The 18,557-nt window shown below is 70.3% G+C and carries 17 protein-coding genes; 12 read left to right on the top strand and 5 right to left on the bottom strand.

Annotated elements, in window-relative coordinates:
- Nucleotides 1–66 precede the first annotated feature (66 nt).
- A complete protein-coding gene (locus VV01_RS13230) occupies nt 67–954 on the bottom strand; it encodes an endonuclease domain-containing protein (protein ID WP_050670297.1) in 888 nt (295 codons plus the stop codon).
- Between the two features lie 206 nt (nt 955–1,160).
- On the opposite strand from VV01_RS13230, the gene VV01_RS13225 reads away from it, so the two are divergent.
- The 4 genes from VV01_RS13225 (at nt 1,161) to VV01_RS13210 (ending at nt 5,809) form a co-directional block, all read left to right on the top strand.
- Nucleotides 1,161–2,348, top strand: a complete 1,188-nt coding sequence (locus VV01_RS13225; protein WP_050670296.1) for a helix-turn-helix domain-containing protein — start codon at nt 1,161–1,163, stop codon at nt 2,346–2,348.
- A gap of 110 nt (nt 2,349–2,458) precedes the next feature.
- Nucleotides 2,459–3,706 (top strand): iron-containing alcohol dehydrogenase, encoded by a 1,248-nt coding sequence (locus VV01_RS13220; RefSeq protein ID WP_231635233.1) that lies wholly within the window; start codon nt 2,459–2,461, stop codon nt 3,704–3,706.
- On the top strand, nt 3,703–5,118 hold the full coding sequence (locus tag VV01_RS13215; RefSeq protein WP_071606380.1) for a MadS family sensor histidine kinase: 1,416 nt from the start codon (nt 3,703–3,705) through the stop codon (nt 5,116–5,118). The genes VV01_RS13220 and VV01_RS13215 overlap by 4 nt, the downstream gene beginning before the upstream one ends.
- Nucleotides 5,105–5,809 carry a MadR family response regulator transcription factor gene (locus VV01_RS13210; protein ID WP_269431125.1) on the top strand — a complete coding sequence of 235 codons (705 nt, stop codon included), beginning with the start codon at nt 5,105–5,107 and terminating at the stop codon, nt 5,807–5,809. The genes VV01_RS13215 and VV01_RS13210 overlap by 14 nt, the downstream gene beginning before the upstream one ends.
- On the opposite strand, the gene mftM is transcribed toward VV01_RS13210, so the two are convergent.
- The 4 genes from mftM to mdo form a co-directional block, all read right to left on the bottom strand.
- Entirely contained in the window at nt 5,759–6,709 is a 951-nt protein-coding gene (mftM, locus tag VV01_RS13205; RefSeq protein ID WP_050670295.1) for a mycofactocin oligosaccharide methyltransferase MftM, read from the bottom strand. The genes VV01_RS13210 and mftM overlap by 51 nt on opposite strands.
- Nucleotides 6,706–8,235, bottom strand: coding sequence for a VWA domain-containing protein (locus tag VV01_RS13200; RefSeq protein WP_050670294.1), 1,530 nt, complete (start codon nt 8,233–8,235; stop codon nt 6,706–6,708). The genes mftM and VV01_RS13200 overlap by 4 nt, the downstream gene beginning before the upstream one ends.
- A gap of 4 nt (nt 8,236–8,239) precedes the next feature.
- On the bottom strand, nt 8,240–9,457 hold the full coding sequence (locus tag VV01_RS13195) for an AAA family ATPase (RefSeq protein ID WP_050670293.1): 1,218 nt from the start codon (nt 9,455–9,457) through the stop codon (nt 8,240–8,242).
- 99 nt (nt 9,458–9,556) lie between these two features.
- Entirely contained in the window at nt 9,557–10,849 is a 1,293-nt protein-coding gene (mdo, locus tag VV01_RS13190; protein WP_050670292.1) for an NDMA-dependent methanol dehydrogenase, read from the bottom strand.
- A 357-nt stretch (nt 10,850–11,206) separates the two neighbouring features.
- Between mdo and mftA the strand changes: the two genes are divergently transcribed.
- Genes mftA through exaC form a run of 8 tightly spaced genes read left to right on the top strand, consistent with a single transcriptional unit; the run spans nt 11,207 to nt 18,554 of the window.
- On the top strand, nt 11,207–11,356 hold the full coding sequence (gene mftA, locus VV01_RS22370; protein ID WP_231635232.1) for a mycofactocin precursor MftA: 150 nt from the start codon (nt 11,207–11,209) through the stop codon (nt 11,354–11,356).
- Nucleotides 11,356–11,625 (top strand): mycofactocin biosynthesis chaperone MftB, encoded by a 270-nt coding sequence (mftB, locus tag VV01_RS13185; RefSeq protein ID WP_050670291.1) that lies wholly within the window; start codon nt 11,356–11,358, stop codon nt 11,623–11,625. The genes mftA and mftB overlap by 1 nt, the downstream gene beginning before the upstream one ends.
- On the top strand, nt 11,622–12,818 hold the full coding sequence (gene mftC, locus VV01_RS13180) for a mycofactocin radical SAM maturase (protein ID WP_050670290.1): 1,197 nt from the start codon (nt 11,622–11,624) through the stop codon (nt 12,816–12,818). The genes mftB and mftC overlap by 4 nt, the downstream gene beginning before the upstream one ends.
- Nucleotides 12,818–13,570 (top strand): mycofactocin biosynthesis peptidyl-dipeptidase MftE, encoded by a 753-nt coding sequence (gene mftE / locus VV01_RS13175; RefSeq protein ID WP_050670289.1) that lies wholly within the window; start codon nt 12,818–12,820, stop codon nt 13,568–13,570. Before mftC ends, mftE begins: the two co-directional genes overlap by 1 nt.
- Nucleotides 13,567–14,349 (top strand): mycofactocin-coupled SDR family oxidoreductase, encoded by a 783-nt coding sequence (locus VV01_RS13170; RefSeq protein WP_050670288.1) that lies wholly within the window; start codon nt 13,567–13,569, stop codon nt 14,347–14,349. The genes mftE and VV01_RS13170 overlap by 4 nt, the downstream gene beginning before the upstream one ends.
- Nucleotides 14,346–15,776, top strand: coding sequence for a mycofactocin biosynthesis glycosyltransferase MftF (gene mftF, locus VV01_RS13165; protein ID WP_197275039.1), 1,431 nt, complete (start codon nt 14,346–14,348; stop codon nt 15,774–15,776). Before VV01_RS13170 ends, mftF begins: the two co-directional genes overlap by 4 nt.
- Nucleotides 15,776–16,987, top strand: a complete 1,212-nt coding sequence (mftD, locus tag VV01_RS13160) for a pre-mycofactocin synthase MftD (protein ID WP_050670287.1) — start codon at nt 15,776–15,778, stop codon at nt 16,985–16,987. The genes mftF and mftD overlap by 1 nt, the downstream gene beginning before the upstream one ends.
- A 43-nt stretch (nt 16,988–17,030) precedes the next feature.
- Nucleotides 17,031–18,554 carry an acetaldehyde dehydrogenase ExaC gene (gene exaC, locus VV01_RS13155; RefSeq protein WP_050670286.1) on the top strand — a complete coding sequence of 508 codons (1,524 nt, stop codon included), beginning with the start codon at nt 17,031–17,033 and terminating at the stop codon, nt 18,552–18,554.
- Nucleotides 18,555–18,557 lie beyond the last annotated feature (3 nt).

Below are 18,557 nucleotides of genomic sequence, written 5' to 3'. Positions count from 1 at the left end.
ATGCGCACTCGACGCGGAGAGTGGGGTCGGTGAAGGTGCGCGACATGCGCACTCGGCGTGTGTGGGTCAGGCTGCGAGCAGGCCGGCCACGTCACGGACGACCTCGTGAGCCCGGCGTGGGATGTCATCGCGGGTCAGGACGATCACCCGCCATCCCGCTGCGATCAGCTGCCTGCGGCGCTGGGCGTCCTTGCGGCGCTGGGTCGCATCGGCGTGAACCTCGCCGTCGTACTCGACGATGACCCGCTGCTCCCGCCAGAGGAAGTCGACCTGTGCGAGCCACCCGCCGTGCTCGTCCAGGACGTCTGCGTTGAGCTCGGGCTCGGGCAGCCCGCCCTGGGCGAAGATCACGCGGGTCAACGACTCGCGGGGTGAGCGACTGCCGAGCCGTACGAGGTCGAGCGCGTCGCGAGCGCGTACAACGCCGCGAATGCCACGGCTTCGGCGTACGAGGTGGCGCAGGGCGAGCAGCTCGTCGGCGTCGGTGCCAACCACGGCGTCGCCCAGGATGACGAGGTCCTCCAGCGAAAGGTGCGGCGCGAGGTCGAGCCAGGTGTCACGGCGCGACGTCACGCGGAGGTGGTCGCTGACGGGTACGCCGGTCCTGAGCTCAGCCCCGCGATGACCGATGACACCAGCCCGCCGGACCGCCGGCGTACCCGTCGGTGTCATGACGTGCAGCGGACGATCAGTGCGGTCGAGCCGCGCCGGGAGCGGGAGCCCCAGCAGACAGGCAGCGGTTTCGTGGCTGAGCATCGCGTCGTGCGGAAGGGTCGGAGCGAACGCGCGGGCACGATCGGCGACGGATGAGGCTGCGGTCGTGGTGCGTACGCCGGGCGTCGGCGTGTGCAGGGTGCGTGCTCGCAGGCGGTGGAGCGGGACGCCGAGGGCGGTGACCTCGCGCACGAGGAACACCGCACCGCAGGCGGCGGGCAGCGGGCGCGGCGGATGCATGCGAGCACCTTGGGTGCTGCGCGATGGCCCTGACCGATATCCACAGGCACGACTTCGTCCTCTCCTGGCCGAGTGCGCATGTCGCGCTCGTTGAGATCGCCGCGAACTAGCGCGACATGCGCACTCAGCGGTGAGGCCGGAACGGGTGCGTCATCGGATGGCGGGCTTCGGTCGCGGCGGTCGCGCCGACGAGGTGTACTAGTGACATGGGTCACACATCCAGGCCGCTCGTGGCGGACTCGTGGCTGCGGTCGGCCGCAGCCGGGGTCGAGGTCGACCTCGCCGAGGCGCCCATCACGATCGCCCGCGACGAGATCAGCGACTACCGCGCTGCACACCCGTTGGCGCGGGCGTTCCCGGTGCTGGAGGACGTTCTCGCCGACGCGGCGCGGGCCAGCGACGCGCTCATGGCTGTCTCCGACGAGCACGGCCAGCTGCTGTGGGTGTGCGGTACGCCGACCACCTTGCGTCGCGCCGAGGAGATCGGCTTCGTCGAGGGCAGCTCCTGGGACGAGCGCGTTGCCGGCACCAACGCGCCCGGCACGGCGCTCACGCTCGATCGCCCCGTCCAGGTCGTGCGCGCTGAGCACTTCCGCTCGTCCGTGCAGGACTGGTCGTGCGCGGCGGTCCCGATCCACGACCTGCGCTCGGGCTCGCTGCTCGGCATCCTCGACGTGACCGGTGGCGACGAGATCGTCGTACCCCAGACGATGGCGATGCTGCGGGCGGCCGCTCGGCTCGCCGAGGTCGAGCTCTCTCGGCCCGACGCCGGCGGCGGTCTCACCGTCGTACGGGAGTCCCAGGGCGGGGGTTCGCGTCTCGAGGTCGTCGGTCTCGGGCGGGACGAGATGCGGCTCACGATTGGCGGTCGCACGACCCGGCTGAGCCCGCGCCACAGCGAGGTGCTGGCCCTCCTGATCGATGCTGAGCGTGGGTTGTCGGGCGACGAGATCGCTTGCGGTCTCTACGAGTCCGGCACGGCTGACTCGACGGTGCGCGCCGAGCTGATCCGGCTGCGGCGGGTGCTCGGCGACGACGTGCTGCGCTCGCGCCCCTATCGCCTGCACGCCGACATCGTCACCGACTGGACGGGTGTCGAGGCGCGGCTGGCGGTCGGCGACGTGGTCGGGGCCGTGCGTGCCTATCGAGGGCCGTTGCTGCCGCACTCGGTAGCACCGGGGGTCGTCCACGTGCGTGATCGCGTCCACGCCGCGATGTCGTCGGCGGTGCTCACGAGTGGCCGGGCCGACCTGCTCTCGTCCTGGACCCGCAGCACCTGGGGCGCGGACGACAACGGCGCCTGGGGCGCGCTGCGCGAGGCACTGCCCACGGCCTCGCCGATGCGGCGACTCGCACAGGCGCAGATCGACCGCATCGACGCCGAGCTGCGCTGAGGCGACCGGCCACAATCACGCCGCGGTCACCGTGAACGGTGAGCGCAACCTGTATGCAACGTCGCCGTGGGTAGTTTTGTGAGACACATCACAACGGCGATCGGAGACCTGTGACGGATCTGGCGTACGACCTCGCGGCGCCGCTGACCTTGCCGGCGACCGAGCCGGTGCCCGCCCAGGGAGCCGAGCAGGTGGGGGTCGACGCCTCGGCGGCGCTGGTGAAGTTCCACGCCCCGGAGATCGTGTTCGGTCCGGGGTCGCTGGGTGAGGCGGGCTTCGCAGCGACGCGGCTGGGTGCTCGCCGCCCGTTCGTCGTCACCGATCCCGGGATCATCGAGGCCGGTTGGGTCGATGAGCTGCTCGACCACCTCACCGACGTCGGGTTGCGCCCGCGCATCTGGTCGGCGGTCACGTCCAACCCCAAGGACCACGAGATCACGGCGGCGTACGACGCCTATCGGGAGCACGAGGGTGACGTCATCGTCGGCATCGGCGGAGGCTCCTGCCTCGACGCGGCCAAGGGTGTCGCGGTGCTCGCGGGCAACGGCGGCGACATCCTCGCCTACCGCGGTGTCGACCAGCTGCATGACGCGATCCCGCCGCTGCTGATGATCCCGTCGACGTCCGGGACAGGCGCCGACGTGTCGCAGTTCTGCATCGTCACCGACACCGAGCGCGCGGTGAAGGTCACGATCATGGGCCGTGCGCTCGTACCCGACATCTCGATCACCGATCCCCGGCTGCTGGCGACGATGCCGACGGCGCTCAGCGCGGCCACGGGTCTGGACGCGCTGACCCACGGCATCGAGGCGTTCGTCTCGCTCGCGCACAACCCACTGGCCGACATCCATGCGCTCTCAGCCGTACGAGGGGTGCTGGCTCACCTGCGCATGACGGTCGACAAGCCGGCCGAGCAACCTGCACGGTGTGCGATGGCCGAGGCGAGCCTCAACGCGGGACTGGCGTTCAGCAACGCGATCCTCGGTGCGACGCACGCCATGAGCCACCAGGTCGGCGGCCTGCTCGACGCACCGCACGGGGTGATCAACGGTGTGCTGCTGCCGCACGTGGTGCGCTACAACGCCAGGGCGACACCCGACCGGTTCCTCGACGTGGCGCTCGCAGCGGGCCTGCCGGTGCACGGGATGCCCGGTGAGGAGGCCGCCGAGGTGCTGGCCGAGCGCATCCGCCGCCTGTCCGACGACGTCGGCGTACCCGCAGGCCTGTCGGCCCTCGGTGTGACCGAGCAGGACGTGCCTGTCCTCGCGCTCAACACCCTCGAGGACGCCTGCCTCACCACGAACCCCCGCAGCGCGTCGGTCCGCGAGATCGAGGCCCTGTTCCGGGCGGCGCTGTGAACGAGAGGCGGCCCGACCTCGCCGCGCTCACCGGCGTCCGGTCCGGCAAGCGGTCCTACTACCGCGAGTACCGCCGCTCGGACGAACGGCTCCAGCGTGCGGTGCATGCGCTCGACTCGATCTCGCAGGCACTGGTGCGCACGGCGGAGGGGCCGCGCGGGCTGCTCGAACAGGTCGCCAGGGCGGCGTGCGCGCACCTCGATGCCGACTGGACCGTGCTCGGTCTCGCCGATGGTCGGCTGACGGGGGCCCGACCGAGATTCGTCGCGGTCGACGGCGACGCCGGGGTGGTCCAGGACGAGGCCGAGCTGCCCGCGTCGATCCGCCGCGAGCTCGGGATCATCCGCGCGGGGCATGCGCTGTCCGCCGTTGACGACACCGGCTGGGTGCGGGTCGCGATGACACTCGACGGTACGACGGTCGGCCGGCTCGTCGCCCGCCACCGCCTGTCCGCCGACCCGGAGCCCGGCGACCTGACCGTGCTGCGCATCCTGGCCAACCAGGCCGCGGTCGCTCTGCACACCAGCGAGCAGTTCCAGGCCGGGCTCGCTCTGCATCGCCGGGCGCAGCAGCTCAACGACGAGACGGCGATCCAGGCGCGCGACCTCGCCGAGCGCACCGCGTCGTTGCGCCAGGCCGAACGCCGCCTGGTCGTCGCCAACCAGCACCGCGTCGTCGACGCCGAGCGGCATCGCATCGCCCGCGAGCTGCACGACACCGTGTCGCAGCAGGTGCTGTCGGTGGGTATGGCGGTCGAGCTCGCCCGCGGTGAGGCAGCCGCGCTGGGTGCCGGAGCGCAGTCGGTCGTCGATGGACTGGGTCGGGCCAAGGACCTGTCACAGCACGCGGTCGAGCAGCTGCGACGAGCGATCTACGCGCTGCACCAGGACGACGAGGACGCGTTGCGCACTCTGCCCGAGCTGCTCGAGCAGGTCGCCCGCCAGCACCAGCAGACGCTCGATGTACGCCTCGTCGTCGAGGGCGACGTCATCGAGCTGCCCGAGGGAGCCGGGCACGAGGTCACCCGTGCGGTCGGCGAGGCGTTGTTCAACGTGGCCATGCACGCCGTGGCGACCCGCGCCGTCGTACGCCTGCGCTACCGCCCTGAGGCCATCACCGTCACCGTGGCCGACGACGGTCGAGGCGACCCGCGGCGCGTACGACAGATGCTGCGCCTGGCCGCAGCGGCGGACGGCGACGGCCGCCACCGCGGACTCGTGAGCATGCAGCGTCGCATCGCAGACCTGGGCGGCTCGATCGCGCTGCGGCGCGCCCGCCTCGGCGGCCTGCGGGTCGAGATGCGGCTGCCCCTGCCGATCGTCGGCCACGGCGACGGCGTCCTCATCGACCATCTCGTACGCCGCGAACCGACCGGACGGAGAACCGACCATGCAGACCGTGTCGAAGCCTGAGGCCTGGGCGACCACGACGTTCGACCCGGCGGCCGACCGTGCGCCCGGTGCGGTCGCAGTCGGGGTGATGCTCGTCGACGACCACGCGATCCTGCGCCAAGGGCTGCGCTCGATCCTGGAGCGCGAGCCCGACCTGCGCATCGTGGGCGAGGCATCCTCCGCCTCGGAGGCGCTCGCGGTGGTGGCGCACTGCCGGCCCCGCGTCGTGCTGCTCGACCTCAAGCTCTCCTCGGCGTCCGACACCGAAGGCCTCGACCTGTGTGCGCGGCTGCGTGAGGAGCATCCGCAGGCGGCGGTCCTCGTCCTCACGACGTTCCTCGACGAGCAGCTCGTGCTCAAGGCGGTCCGCGCAGGAGCGCAGGGCTACGTCGTCAAGGACGTCGACACGAGTGGCCTCGTGCGGGCCATCCGCGATGTCAGCCGGGGCGAGAGCGCTTTCGACGCGTGCAGCGCGGCGGCGATGGTGCGTGGTCTGAGCGCACCACCGCAGCAGCGCGCCGAGGACCTCACCGACCGCGAGCGTGAGGTGCTGCAGATGCTGGCTCGTGGTCTGTCCAACAAGGACATCGGTGCGCAGCTGTTCATCTCGGAGGCGACGGCGAAGTTCCACGTCGGCAACATCCTGCGCAAGCTCGGCGTCTCACGTCGGGCCGAGGCGGTCTACGAGGCGAGCAAGCTCGGCGTGATCTGAGCGGTCCCGGTCGATCACCAACCAGCCGCCGTGCAGGTCGTGCACGTCGTACGCCGACCCGCTCGCCCGACCCCACCGCCGCAGGTCCGCAGCGTCGACCGTGCGGACGTGCCCGAAGGCCTCGTCGGCCACCTCCTCGTAGGGGACAGCGACCACGACGCGCCTGCGGGCGATGCGCACCGCCTCGGCGACGACTCGGTCGCCATGGCCGTGATCGAGGTGTTCGAGCAGATGGATCGCGAGCACGGTGTCGACACTGCGGTCGGGCAGCGGCACATGGGCCGCGTCGGCGGTGAGGGTGCGCACGTGCGCACCGAGCCGTGGCGCGACGGCCGACACCAGACGGACCGTCCCCGCCGACACGTCAGAGGCGATGACGTCGTGTGAGACTGCCAGCCGCAACGACAAGAACCCGAAGCAGCAGCCGAGCTCGAGCACCGAGCCCGCCGGCGTCAGCTCCGCGACGTGGTCGTAGACCGGGGCGAAGCCTTCGATGCTCCCGTGGATGCTGTCGGGCACGCCGGCCCCAGCCTCCCCAAAACGACGAATCGTGTTGCGGTAGAACGCTTCCCACGCCACAGCAGGGTCGTCATCGATGGTGCGGACGACCCCGGTGAACAGCCGCTCGAACAGGTCGGAGCCGCGTACCCAGCCGGGGTCGAACAGCTCGGTCGTGAGCAGTGCGGTGAGGTCTTCGTCGATGTGGGCGGGTGCGAGGCGGTGTGTGAGGCGCAACCGGCCGCCGAGCGACTCCAGGTCGAAGTGGCGGGTGTGCGTGATGGCTCGTGCCTCGCGCCGTGGCACTCCGCCGGCGCGCACCACCTCGACCCGCCCGTCGCGGTAGACGCCTCCGGTGGTCGGCCCGAGGGGATCGATCGGTACGCCGGTGACCTGGCTCATCGCACCGGCTCGGACATCGCGTGCGACAGGTCCTCAAGGGTGTCGAGGCCGCGCACGACCTGCACCCGGTCGCAGTGCTCGGCGTACAACGGCAGATCGCACCGGCCGAGCCCCCATGAGTACCTGGGCTCGGGCGTGAGCCACAGTGTGTGCCGTGCGCGCCGGCCCATCTCCTCGAAGGACCGCAGACCGGGGTCGTGGCCGTTGCCGCGGCCGTCGCCGAGCACGAGCAGCGTCGTACGCCGGGTGAGCACCGAGCCGAACTCGTCCAGGAACGTGCCGAAGGCGCGGCCGTAGTCGGAGTCGGCGTCCACGTCGAGCGGACCGCCGGCGGCCTGGCCCGACATGATGCGGGTGAGAGCGTCGTCGATGCGGTGCTCGGCGAACATGTCCGTCACCTCAGCGACGTCGTCGACGAACACGAACGTGCGTACCGACGCGGCGACGGACTGCAGAGAGTGCACGAGGTTGAGGGTGAACCGCGCGGTCGCACGCACCGACAGGGACGCGTCGGCGAGGACGACGAGTCGCGGCCGGTCGTGCGCCTTGCGCACGGTGACCGGACGGAACGGTACGCCGTCGTAGCGCATGTTGCGCCTCATCGTTCGACGTGCGTCGACGACTCCCTGAGCTGCGACCGAACGACGCGGGCGAGGTGAGCCGTGCAGGTTGCGCAGGATGCGTCGGATCGACTCCTCGAGCGCGAATCGGTCTGTCTCGTCGATGGACTCGGCCCTGGCGGCCTCGTGCTCACGCGTCTCGATCTCGTGCTCCACCGACATCAGCTGTTGCAGGTGCTCACGCAGCCGCTCGGGCAGATCGGCGAGCAGCGGAGCGAGCCGGGCGCGCAGTGCGGCGAGGTCAGGTGCCTCGTCGTCGAGCTCGTCCGGGAGGTCCTGCTCGCCGAGCCAGCCGAGAAGGGCCATCTCCTCGGCGACCGACAGGTCGGCGTCCACCTGCATACCGGGCTGCTTGGCGAGCTCACGGGGGACGCCCGGGTTGTGCAGCCGTGTGGTCGACAGCTGGACTCGCGCCACCTGCGCGGTCTGATCGAGTGCGTCCTTGGACAGCACCACCTCGTCCGTGGTGGAGGCCATGTCGAGCTTGTTGGCCTCCTGGTGCAGGTTGTACTGCTGAGCCAGGTCCTCGGGCCTGAAGAACTGGCGGATGTCCTGCGGCTTGCCGTGCTCGTGCCCCTGGGCGGGGAGCTCGCCAGGGGCGTCCGACAGCGTGAACTGCTCCAGGTCGCCCTCGTCGCTGAGGTCGTCGTGCTCGTGCGTGTGGTCGTGCTCGCCGTCCTCGACGACCGGTGCGAGCGCGAAGAACCGGTCGAAGACCCGCTCGAACGTCAGGAGGTCTCGTCGGTCCTTGACCAGGGTCGAGACGAGCGCCGCGCGCAGCACGTCACGGTCGATCAGGACGCTCGGCTGCGCGGCGGCCTGCATGGCGTCGAGCGACTCGGCGACGCTGATGCGTACACCGTGCAGCCGCAGCAGTCGGATGAACCGGTGAAGCGCCCCCTCCACGACGTCACAGCTTCCGCTTGCGGGCGCTGCGGGCGGTCGAGGACGAGGGGTCCGGAGTCCGCGTCCGAAGCGTGGATCCCGGTGCGCCGTAGTAGTTGTCGTCGTGCCGACCGGGTTCGTCCTTGGATCGTCGGACGGCAGCTCCGTCCGGTCCGTCGTCGTGCGCGTGGTCCTCGCCCACGTGGCTGTGTGAGTGGTTGCCGTGCGAGTGCCCGTGGCCGTGCCCGTGCAGATGGTCGGGCACATCGGCGTTGGGGTCGACCAGACGGGGGAGTGACCGACCCGCGGTGGCAAGGTCGCGCTCGTACTTCACGACGACGTTGAGGGTGTCCGACAGCAGCTGGGCGGTCAGCTCGGAGGCGCCGAGCACCGACAGCGTGCGTGCCCAGTCGATCGTCTCGGAGATGCTCGGCGACTTGCGCAGGTCGAGCTCGCGCAGCCCGCGGACGACCTCGACCAGCTGAGCGGCGAGCGCGTCGGGCAGGCCGGTGTCCTTGGAGCGGATGATGTCCAGCTCGCGCTGGGCGTCGGGATACTCCAGGAACAGGTGCAGGCAGCGGCGTTTGAGCGCGGCCGACAGGTCGCGGGTGTTGTTGGAGGTCAGGATGACCAGCGGTTGGTGGTTCGCCGTCACCGTGCCGATCTCGGGGATGGAGATCTGGAACTCCGCGAGCAGCTCGAGCAGCACCGCCTCCAGGGCTTCGTCGGCGCGGTCGATCTCGTCGACGAGCAGCACGACGGGCTCCTCGGAGACCAGCGCCTCCAGCAGCGGGCGGTGGGCGAGGAAGCGCGAGGAGAAGAACACGCTGTCCTGTGCGGCGATCCGGTCGACCGCCTCCTCCAGGGTGGCGGTGTCCTCGACGACCTGGCCGATCTTCTCGCGCAGGATCTGGGTGTAGAGCAGCTGCTTGCCGTAGTCCCACTCGTACAGCGCCTTGCTCTCGTCCTGACCTTCGTAGCACTGCAGGCGCAGCAGTCGTCGGCCGGTGACCTCGGCGAGCGAGGCCGCCAGCTGGGTCTTGCCGACACCGGCCGGTCCTTCGAGCAGCAGGGGCTTGCCGAGCCGGCTCTGCAGGAACACCGTGGTGGCGAGCCGGTCGTCGGCGAGGTAACCACCTTCTGCGAGCCGGGTCCGTGCGTCCTGCACGTCGGCGAAGTCGGGTGTGGTCGGAGCGTCGACGGCGTCGAGGACGGCGGCGTCCGAACAGGCGAGTTCACTCACGGGTGGCTCCTTCGGGGGCGCGGGCGGCAGCGGAAAGGTGGGGGCGGCGTACGCCGGCCGGCTCGTGGCTCAGTCGGCGTACGCCGGGTCTGGGACCTGTCAGGTGAGCAGGTCGTCCAGGTCGCCGTTCATGCAGTGGTCGACGACGGGCGAGACCGTCTCGAACGTGCACTCGCGGGCGTTGCCGGGCGTGCACGCGTCACCGAGCACGTGGTTGGTGATGCGCTCGACGTCCTTGGCGTCGCCGACGATCTTGGACGCGTTCTCGTAGTACTTCGTCGGGCCCTGGCCGAGGCGGTTCTTGGAGTAGCTGTCCTGGGTGACGTCGGTGAACTTCTCCGGGATGCCCACGTCGCGCAGCAGCCGGATCGCGGCGGCGAGGGCGGCGTCGGCGGCCTGAGCCTTGGTCATGCCGTGGGTGTCGATGCCCATGGCCTCGGCGATGTCGGCGAATCGCTCGTAGTTGGCGGCCATGTTGAACGCCCAGACACGGGGCAGCGCGATCGCGTTGTTGAGCCCGTGGTGGGTGTCGTAGAACGCGCTGACGGCGTGCGAGATGGAGTGGATGATGCCGAGACCGCCGGAGTTGAACGCCTGCGCGGCGATGTACTGCGCGTACATCATCCCCTCGCGGCCGGCGAGGTCCTGACCGTTCCAGGTCGCCTGACGCAGGTGCTCGCTGGTCAGCTTGATGGCGTGCAGCGCGTTGCCGAGCGACGGCTGGAAGTTGAGGCGCGAGACGTAGGGCTCACTCGCGTGGGCGAGCACGTCGAAACCGCACTGGGCGGTGTAGTCCGTCGGGCAGTCGTAGTACAGCACGGGGTCGTCGATCGCGAGCGTCGTGACGGAGGCGTCGTCGAACGCGACGTACTTGTGCGGGTTGTCAGGATCGGTGGTGGTGTCGGTGATGACGTACGCCCATGAGGTCTCGGATCCCGTTCCAGCAGTGGTGGATACGGCGATGTGGGGCGGGTTCTTCGGGTTCTCCGACTTGTTGAAGCCCTCGAACTCATTGACGTTGCGGCCGTCGTGCGCGACGGAGATGCGCGCGCCCTTGCATGCGTCGTGGGACGAGCCGCCACCGATGGAGACGAACGAGTCGCACTCGTTCTCCTGGTAGAGCGCGACGGCGTCCATCGTGTTGTAGTCCTTGGGGTTGGACTCGACCTTGTCGTAGACCACGACCTCCAGGCCGTGATACTTCATCGACTCCACGATCTTGTGGACGATGTCGGTGCCGCGCAGGCCCGACGTCATCACGAGGGTCTTGCGAAACCCGATCTTCAGCGCCTCGGGGCCGATCATCTCGTGCGCGCCGGGGCCCATCAGGGCACGCGGGAACGGGTGGAACTCCTTGATGGGGAACGGCTTCAGCAGCTCGTCAACCTGCATGGCGACCTCCTTGTCGGTTGCGATGTCGACTCGGACGCTAGGTCGCGCTGTGATGTGGGGCACAGTCCAGGACGCAAAGACTGGCCGGTCTCGCGGTGGTCACCTGGCCGGGTGGCGCGGGGCGACCTGGCCGAACGGGTAGGTCGCCCCCTGAACCGTTGCGGCGTTGTCATCGGAGCACCCTTTGAGGAAGTGGGAGCTGGAGCTCACGACACCTCAAAGGGAGCGCGCGAGCAGCCGACCGGCCGCCGCTCCCGACCCCACCGAACTCGCCGAGGCGAGGCCGCCGAACCTGCCCGTTCGGGCAGGGCGAACCCACCGTGCGGAGGGTGATGTGGATCACGTGCGCTTCCTAGCGTGAGTCACACCAGCCCCACCGACGGCGAGGAGAGAGCCATGCCGGAGCACAACGAGGACACCGCCCCCGAGGAGTCGACCGAGGTCGAGGTCCTCGAGGACAGCCTGGTCGAGGACGTCTCGATCGACGGCATGTGCGGCGTCTACTGATGCTGCACGAGACCTGGGCGCTGAACGGCTCGGTGGCGCTACGTCCCGAGCCGTTCGGCGCTCTCGCCTACGACTTCACGACCCGACGTCTCACCTTCCTGAAGTCGACCGAGCTGGTCGACGTCGTACGCCGGCTGGCCGACTCCGGCGACGTCGCCCACGCGTTGAGCGCGGCCGGCGTGCAGGAGAGGGAATGGGACCGCTACGTGGAGGCGCTCCGTTCGCTGGCCGCGACGGGGATGCTGACAAGGACAGGAGCAGCGGCATGACCGTCGTACAGGAACGTCCCCGCACCGGCCGTCTGGTCGACCGGTTCGAGGAGGGGCTGCAGGCCCCGATCTGCCTGACCTGGGAGCTGACGTACGCGTGCAACCTCGCCTGCGTGCACTGCCTGTCCTCGTCGGGTCGGCGCGACCCGCGTGAGCTGACGACGCAGGAGTGCAAGGACCTCATCGACGAGTTCCAGCGGATGCAGATCTTCTACGTCAACATCGGCGGTGGTGAGCCGACCGTGCGTCCGGACTTCTGGGAGATCGTCGACTACGCCGTCGCGCACGACGTGGGAGTCAAGTTCTCCACCAACGGATTTCGGATCACGCCCGAGCGGGCGCGCCGGCTTGCGGCGACCGACTACGTCGACGTCCAGATCTCGCTCGACGGCGCGACGGCAGAGGTCAACGATGCCGTCCGCGGTCGCGGCACGTACGACAAGGCCTTGGAGGCGCTCGGCAACCTGCAGGCAGCGGGTATGAAGGACATCAAGATCTCGGTCGTATGCACGCGCCACAACATCGGCCAGCTCGACGAGTTCAAAGCAATCGCAGACCGATTCGGCGCCCAGCTGCGGCTGACACGACTGCGTCCGGCGGGTCGTGGCGCGGACAGCTGGGGCGACCTGCACCCGCTGCCCGAGCAGCAGCGCGAGCTCTACGACTGGTTGATGGCGCACGGCGAGGACGTCCTGACCGGTGACTCGTTCTTCCACCTGTCGGCGTACGGCGAGGCGTTGCCCGGGCTCAACCTGTGCGGCGCCGGTCGCGTCGTCTGCCTCGTCGACCCGGTCGGCGACGTCTACGCGTGCCCGTTCGCGATCCACGACAACTTCCTTGCGGGCAATATCCGCGAGGCCGGGTTCGGTGCCGTCTGGCGCGAGTCGGAGCTGTTCACGCAGCTGCGTACGCCGCAGACCGGTGGTGCGTGCACCCAGTGCTCCGCGTTCGACAGCTGCCGTGGCGGCTGCATGGCGGCGAAGTTCTTCACCGGTATGCCACTGGACGGGCCTGACCCGGAGTGCGTCAAGGGCAACGGCGTGATCCCGGCCGACGCGACCCTGCCGGCGCCGTCGCAGGACCACTCGCACAAGAGCCCGGTCCGCAACCAGCCCGTGCCGGTGACCATCGGACGCCGCCCGCCCGACCGGGCGTGCGACGAGAACCCGCTCGCGGGTTTCACGGCGCGCTGATGGACGTCGCCGCCCACCCGCCGGCCGTCCTGGCCTGGCAGCGTTCACCACAGGTCGCCGATGCGGCGCCTCTGGTGCTCGTGCCGGTCGGGTCGGTCGAGCAGCACGGCCCGCACCTGCCGCTCGGCACCGACACGCTCGTCGCTCAGGCGGTCGCAGCCCGCGCTGCCGCCCTGGTCGACGATCCCGAGCACCCGGTCACGGTCGCGCCCGCGATCGCGTTCGGCGCCTCGGGTGAGCACGAGGGGTTTGCGGGCACGGTGTCGATCGGGCAGGACGCGCTCGGCGCCGTGGTGCTCGAGCTCGGGCGCTCGGCATGCCGATGGGCGCGTGGCGTGGTGCTCGTCAACGCGCACGGCGGCAACGCCGTCCCGCTGGCACGAGCGGTGGAGCGGCTGCGCTTCGAGGGTCGCGCGGTCGCGTGGGTCGCGGCCGGCGTCGCCGACGGCGATGCCCACGCGGGTCGCACCGAGACCAGCCTGATGCTGCACCTGCTGCCCGACGCCGTACGCCTCGACCTCGCCGAGGCGGGTCCGACGGCGCCCGTGAGCACCATGCTCGGTCGGCTGCGTGCCGGGGGAGTGCACGAGGTCTCGCCCAACGGTGTCCTCGGTGACCCCGCGGGCGCGACCGCGGCGGAGGGCGGGCACGTGCTGGCTCGCGTGGTCGACGACGTGGTCGCGCGGCTGCGACTGCTCGAGGTCGGTGAGCACGGGATGCTCGCAGCGCCGAGCGGGGTGACGGCTTCATGACCGTCCAGGTCGCACTCGTGACGGGCGCCGCGCGCGGCATCGGCGCCGCCGTCGTACGCCGGCTGGTCGCCTCCGGCTTCGTGGTCGTCGCGATCGACTCGTGCGAGGGCTCCGAGGCGGACGTGGCATACGACCTCGCCACCAAGGCCGACCTCGACGCGCTGGCTGACAGCACGGACCGCGTGACCGGCGTCGTCGCCGATGTGCGTGACCCGGACGCGCTGGCCGACGCCGTGCGCCTCGCGAACGACCTCGGCCCCCTCACGGCCGTCGTCGCAGCAGCGGCCGTGGTCGATGGCGGCGATGACCTCTGGTCGACGAAACCCGCTGTGCTCCAACGACTGTGGGATGTCGACCTCGTCGGGGTGTGGAACACGGCGGTGGCGACAACGCCGACCCTGCTCGCCACAGCCGACGCCGGAGGACAGCCGTCGTTCGTGGCGATCGCGTCGACTGCCGGCCACCGTGGCCTGTGGCACCTGTCGGCCTACTGCGCGGTCAAGCACGCCGTGGTCGGGCTCGTGCGTGGTCTTGCGGCCGACCTGCACGGCAGGGGAGTGACCGTCGCCGGTGTCTCACCCGGCTCCACGGCCACCGCGATGCTCGACGCGACCGCCGCCCTCTACGGGCTCGACGACAGCACGCAGCTCGCTCGTACCCAGACGACCGGTGCCCCGTTGGATCCGGATGAGGTCGCCCGTCTCGTCGAGACCGCGTGCACGGCAGGACCGGTCGTGCACGGCTCGGTGCTGAGCGCCGACGGAGGGTTCGCGGAGTGACTGTGCTGACGCCCCATCGACTCGCGAAACCGGCTCTGCCGCAGGGGTTTCGGGTTGAGCTGTCCGATGACACCAAGGTGTGTGACGGTGGACGTCTGCTCCTCGGCACCTCCAGCGGAGTCGTGCTGCGGCTGCGTCCGCACGCGGTCGAACGACTCCGCGGTCGCGCGCTGGTCGTCAGCGATGCGACCTCGGCCACGCTGGCCCGCGCGCTGCTGGTGCGCGGTCTTGCCGACCCAGCGTGGTCGGACGACTCGTCCCGTCGCGACCTGTCGGACCTCACCGTGGTCGTGCCGGTGCGTGACCGGCCGCGCCAGCTGGACCGCCTGCTCGCGACCGTGCCGGCCAGCGTACCGGTGATGGTCGTCGACGACGGCTCGACCGACCCGTCATCGGTCGCAGCGGTGGCCGCCGAGCACGGCGCCGGCCTGCTCCGGCACGACCGGTCGCGCGGTCCCGCGGAGGCGCGCAACGCCGGAATCCGTTCTGCTACAACCGGACTGGTCGCTCTCATCGACTCCGACGTCCTGCTCGAGCCCGGCACGCTGACCACGCTCCGACGTCACCTGGACGACCCCGCGGTCGCCGTTGTCGGACCGCGCGTGCTGTCCATCGAGCAGCGCCCCACCGGCTGGATCGCGCGGTACGAAGCAGCGCGGTCCTCGCTGGACCTCGGCCCCCGGCCCGCCCGAGTGGCGCCGGGGACACGCGTCTCCTATCTCCCGAGCGCTGCCCTGCTCGTACGCCGCGCCGCGCTCGGCGACGGGTTCGACGGGTCGATGCAGGTGGCCGAGGACGTCGACCTCATCTGGCGCCTCACCTCAGCAGGACACGAGGTGCGCTACGCACCCGAGGCGGTCGTCCGCCACGAGCACCGCATCGACGTTCGCGACTGGATGAACCGAAAAGTGTTCTACGGCAGCGGTGCTCAGCTGCTGGCCGAGCGGCACGGCGACCTCGTCGCTCCGATGCGACTGAGTGCGTCGTCCGCACTCGCGGTAGCTGCGGTCCTCGCCCAGCGTCCATGGTCGGCGCCCGTCGCGGTGACCGCACTCGCCGCGGGGGGCACGCGGTCGGCGTACCGGCTGCGGTCGGTCGACCACCCCGTCCGCACGGCCGCGGCACTCACCGCGATGACCGGCGCGGGTGCGCTCTGGCAGACGGCCTCGTCCCTGACTCGTCACCACTGGCCGGCGGCCGTGGCTGCCGCCCTCGTCTCGCAGCGTGCGCGCCGGGCGGTCGTCGTGGCAGCGGTCGCCGAGGCCGTCGCCGATCACCGCCGGGTCCGTCCGGACCTCGACCTCGCGCGTTACGCCGTCGCGCACCGCCTCGACGACCTGGCCTACGGCTGGGGCCTGTGGGCGGGTGCCTGGCGCGCCCGCTCGGCACGCGCTCTGCTCCCGAGCCTCCACGAAAGGAAACTCTGATGTCCGAGCACAAGTGGTTCGAGACCGTTGCGATCGCCCAGGAGCGAGCGCGCCGTCGTCTGCCCCCGTCGGTCTACAAGGCGCTCCTCGCCGGCACCGAGAAGGGCGTGACCTACCAGGCCAACATGTCCTCGTTCGGTGACATCGGCCTCGCTCCGCACGTCGTCGGCCAGCCCGCCGAGCGAGATCTCGCGACCCGGGTCCTCGGGCAGGACGTCTCGATGCCGGTGATCATCTCGCCGACCGGCGTCCAGGCCGTTCACCCCGACGGTGAGGTCGCCGTCGCGAGGGCCGCCGCCGCACGCGGAGTGGCGATGGGCCTGTCGTCGTTCGCGAGCAAGCCGGTCGAGGAGGTCGTGGCCGCCAACCCGCAGACGCTGTTCCAGATGTACTGGATGGGCGACCGCGACTCGATGGCCCGGCGAATGGAGCGTGCGCGTGCCGCGGGAGCCGTCGGCCTGATCGCCACCACCGACTGGTCCTTCTCCAACGGTCGCGACTGGGGCAGCCCGGCGATCCCGCAGAAGATGGACCTCAAGACGATCCTGCGCCGGGCCCCGGAGGGCTTGCGCCGCCCGAGCTGGTTGCTGGAGTACGCGCGCACCGGCCGCCCGCCGGGCCTGCTCGCGCCCAATCTGGTCGAGGGCGACGAGCCGGCGCCCGGGTTCTTCGACGCGTACTTCCAGTGGATGCAGACCCCGCCGCCCACGTGGGACGACATCGCCTGGATGCGCGAGCAGTGGGGCGGCACGTTCGTCCTCAAGGGGGTGACCCGCGTGGACGACGCCAAGCGGGCGGTCGACGCCGGCGTCTCGGCGATCTCGGTCTCCAACCACGGCGGCAACAACCTCGACAGCACGCCCGCGGCGATCCGCTGCCTGCCCGCAGTCGCGGACGCGGTCGGCGACCAGGTCGAGGTGCTGATGGACGGCGGCGTACGCCGGGGCAGTGACGTCGTGAAGGCACTCGCCCTCGGGGCCCGCGCTGTGCTCATCGGCCGGGCCTATCTGTGGGGTCTCGGCGCGGGCGGACAGGCCGGCGTCGAGAACGTCCTCGACGTCCTGCGCGGCGGTATCGACGCCACGCTCATGGGCCTCGGCCGCGCGAGCGTGCACGACCTCGTACGGGACGACGTCCTGCTGCCCGAGGGGTTCGTGCAGACCCTTGGTGCGGGCGCCTCAGCGCGCAACCTGCATGCAACGTCAGCGTGACTAGCGTCACAAGGAAGCACACAACGGTGATGGGAGAAATGCCATGACGGTCTACGAGCGGCCCGGTACGTCCGGGTCCAAGATCAAGGTCGAGGAGAAGTACGGCCACTTCATCGGTGGCGAGTTCGTCGACCCGAAGAAGGGCGGCTACTTCGAGAACTACGCGCCGCAGACGGGTGAGGTCTTCACCCAGGTCGGCCGAGGCACCGAGGAGGACATCGAGGCGGCGCTCGACGCTGCGCACAACGCCGCCGACGCGTGGGGTCGTACGAGCACGACCGACCGCGCCAACGTCCTGCTCAAGATCGCGGACACGATCGAGGCCAACCTCGAGGATCTCGCGGTCATCGAGTCGTGGGACAACGGCAAGGCCGTGCGCGAGACCCTCGCGGCCGACCTTCCGCTGGCCGTTGATCACTTCCGCTACTTCGCCGGCACGCTGCGGGCGCAGGAGGGCGGCATCTCCGAGATCGACGAGAACACCATCGCCTACCACTTCCACGAGCCGCTGGGCGTGGTCGGCCAGATCATCCCGTGGAACTTCCCGCTGCTCATGGCGACCTGGAAGCTCGCGCCCGCCCTGGCCGCCGGCAACGCCGTCGTCCTCAAGCCGGCCGAGCAGACGCCGTGGTCGATCCTGAAGCTGGTCGAGCTCATCGGCGACCTGCTGCCGGCCGGAGTCCTCAACGTGGTCAACGGTTTCGGGGCCGAGGCGGGCAAGCCGCTGGCGTCCAACAAGCGCATCGCGAAGGTGGCGTTCACCGGTGAGACCACGACCGGGCGGCTGATCATGCAGTACGCCAGCCAGAACCTCATCCCGGTCACGCTGGAGCTCGGTGGCAAGTCGCCGAACATCTTCTTCGACGACGTCGCTGCCGAGCGGGACGCGTTCTACGACAAGTCGCTCGAAGGCTTTGCGATGTTCGCGCTCAACCAGGGCGAGGTCTGCACCTGCCCGTCGCGCGCGCTCGTCCAGAGCAGCATCTACAGCGACTTCATGAAGGACGCCGTCGCCCGCGTCGAGAAGATCAAGATGGGCAACCCGCTCGACACCGAGACCACGATGGGCGCCCAGGCCAGCAACGACCAGCTGGAGAAGATCAAGTCCTACCTCGACATCGGCAAGCAGGAGGGCGCCAAGGTCCTCACCGGCGGCGAGCAGGCCACGCTCGAGGGCGACCTCGCGGGTGGCTACTACGTGCAGCCCACCGTCTTCGAGGGCGACAACTCGATGCGCATCTTCCAGGAGGAGATCTTCGGACCGGTCGTCTCGGTCGCGCAGTTCAACGACGAGGCCGATGCCCTCAAGACCGCCAACGACACGTTGTACGGGCTCGGTGCCGGGGTGTGGTCGCGCGACGGTGGCCGGGCGTACCGGATGGGCCGCGGCATCAAGGCCGGCCGAGTGTGGACCAACTGCTACCACCAGTACCCGGCGCACGCCGCGTTCGGTGGGTACAAGCAGTCGGGCATCGGCCGCGAGAACCACAAGATGATGCTCGACCACTACCAGCAGACCAAGAACCTGCTGGTGTCCTACTCGCCCGACGCCCTCGGGTTCTTCTGAGCC

Origin of the sequence: Luteipulveratus halotolerans (genome assembly GCF_001247745.1) — a bacterium.
GTDB lineage: Bacteria > Actinomycetota > Actinomycetes > Actinomycetales > Dermatophilaceae > Luteipulveratus > Luteipulveratus halotolerans.
This window is presented reverse-complemented; position numbering and strand designations above follow the sequence as displayed.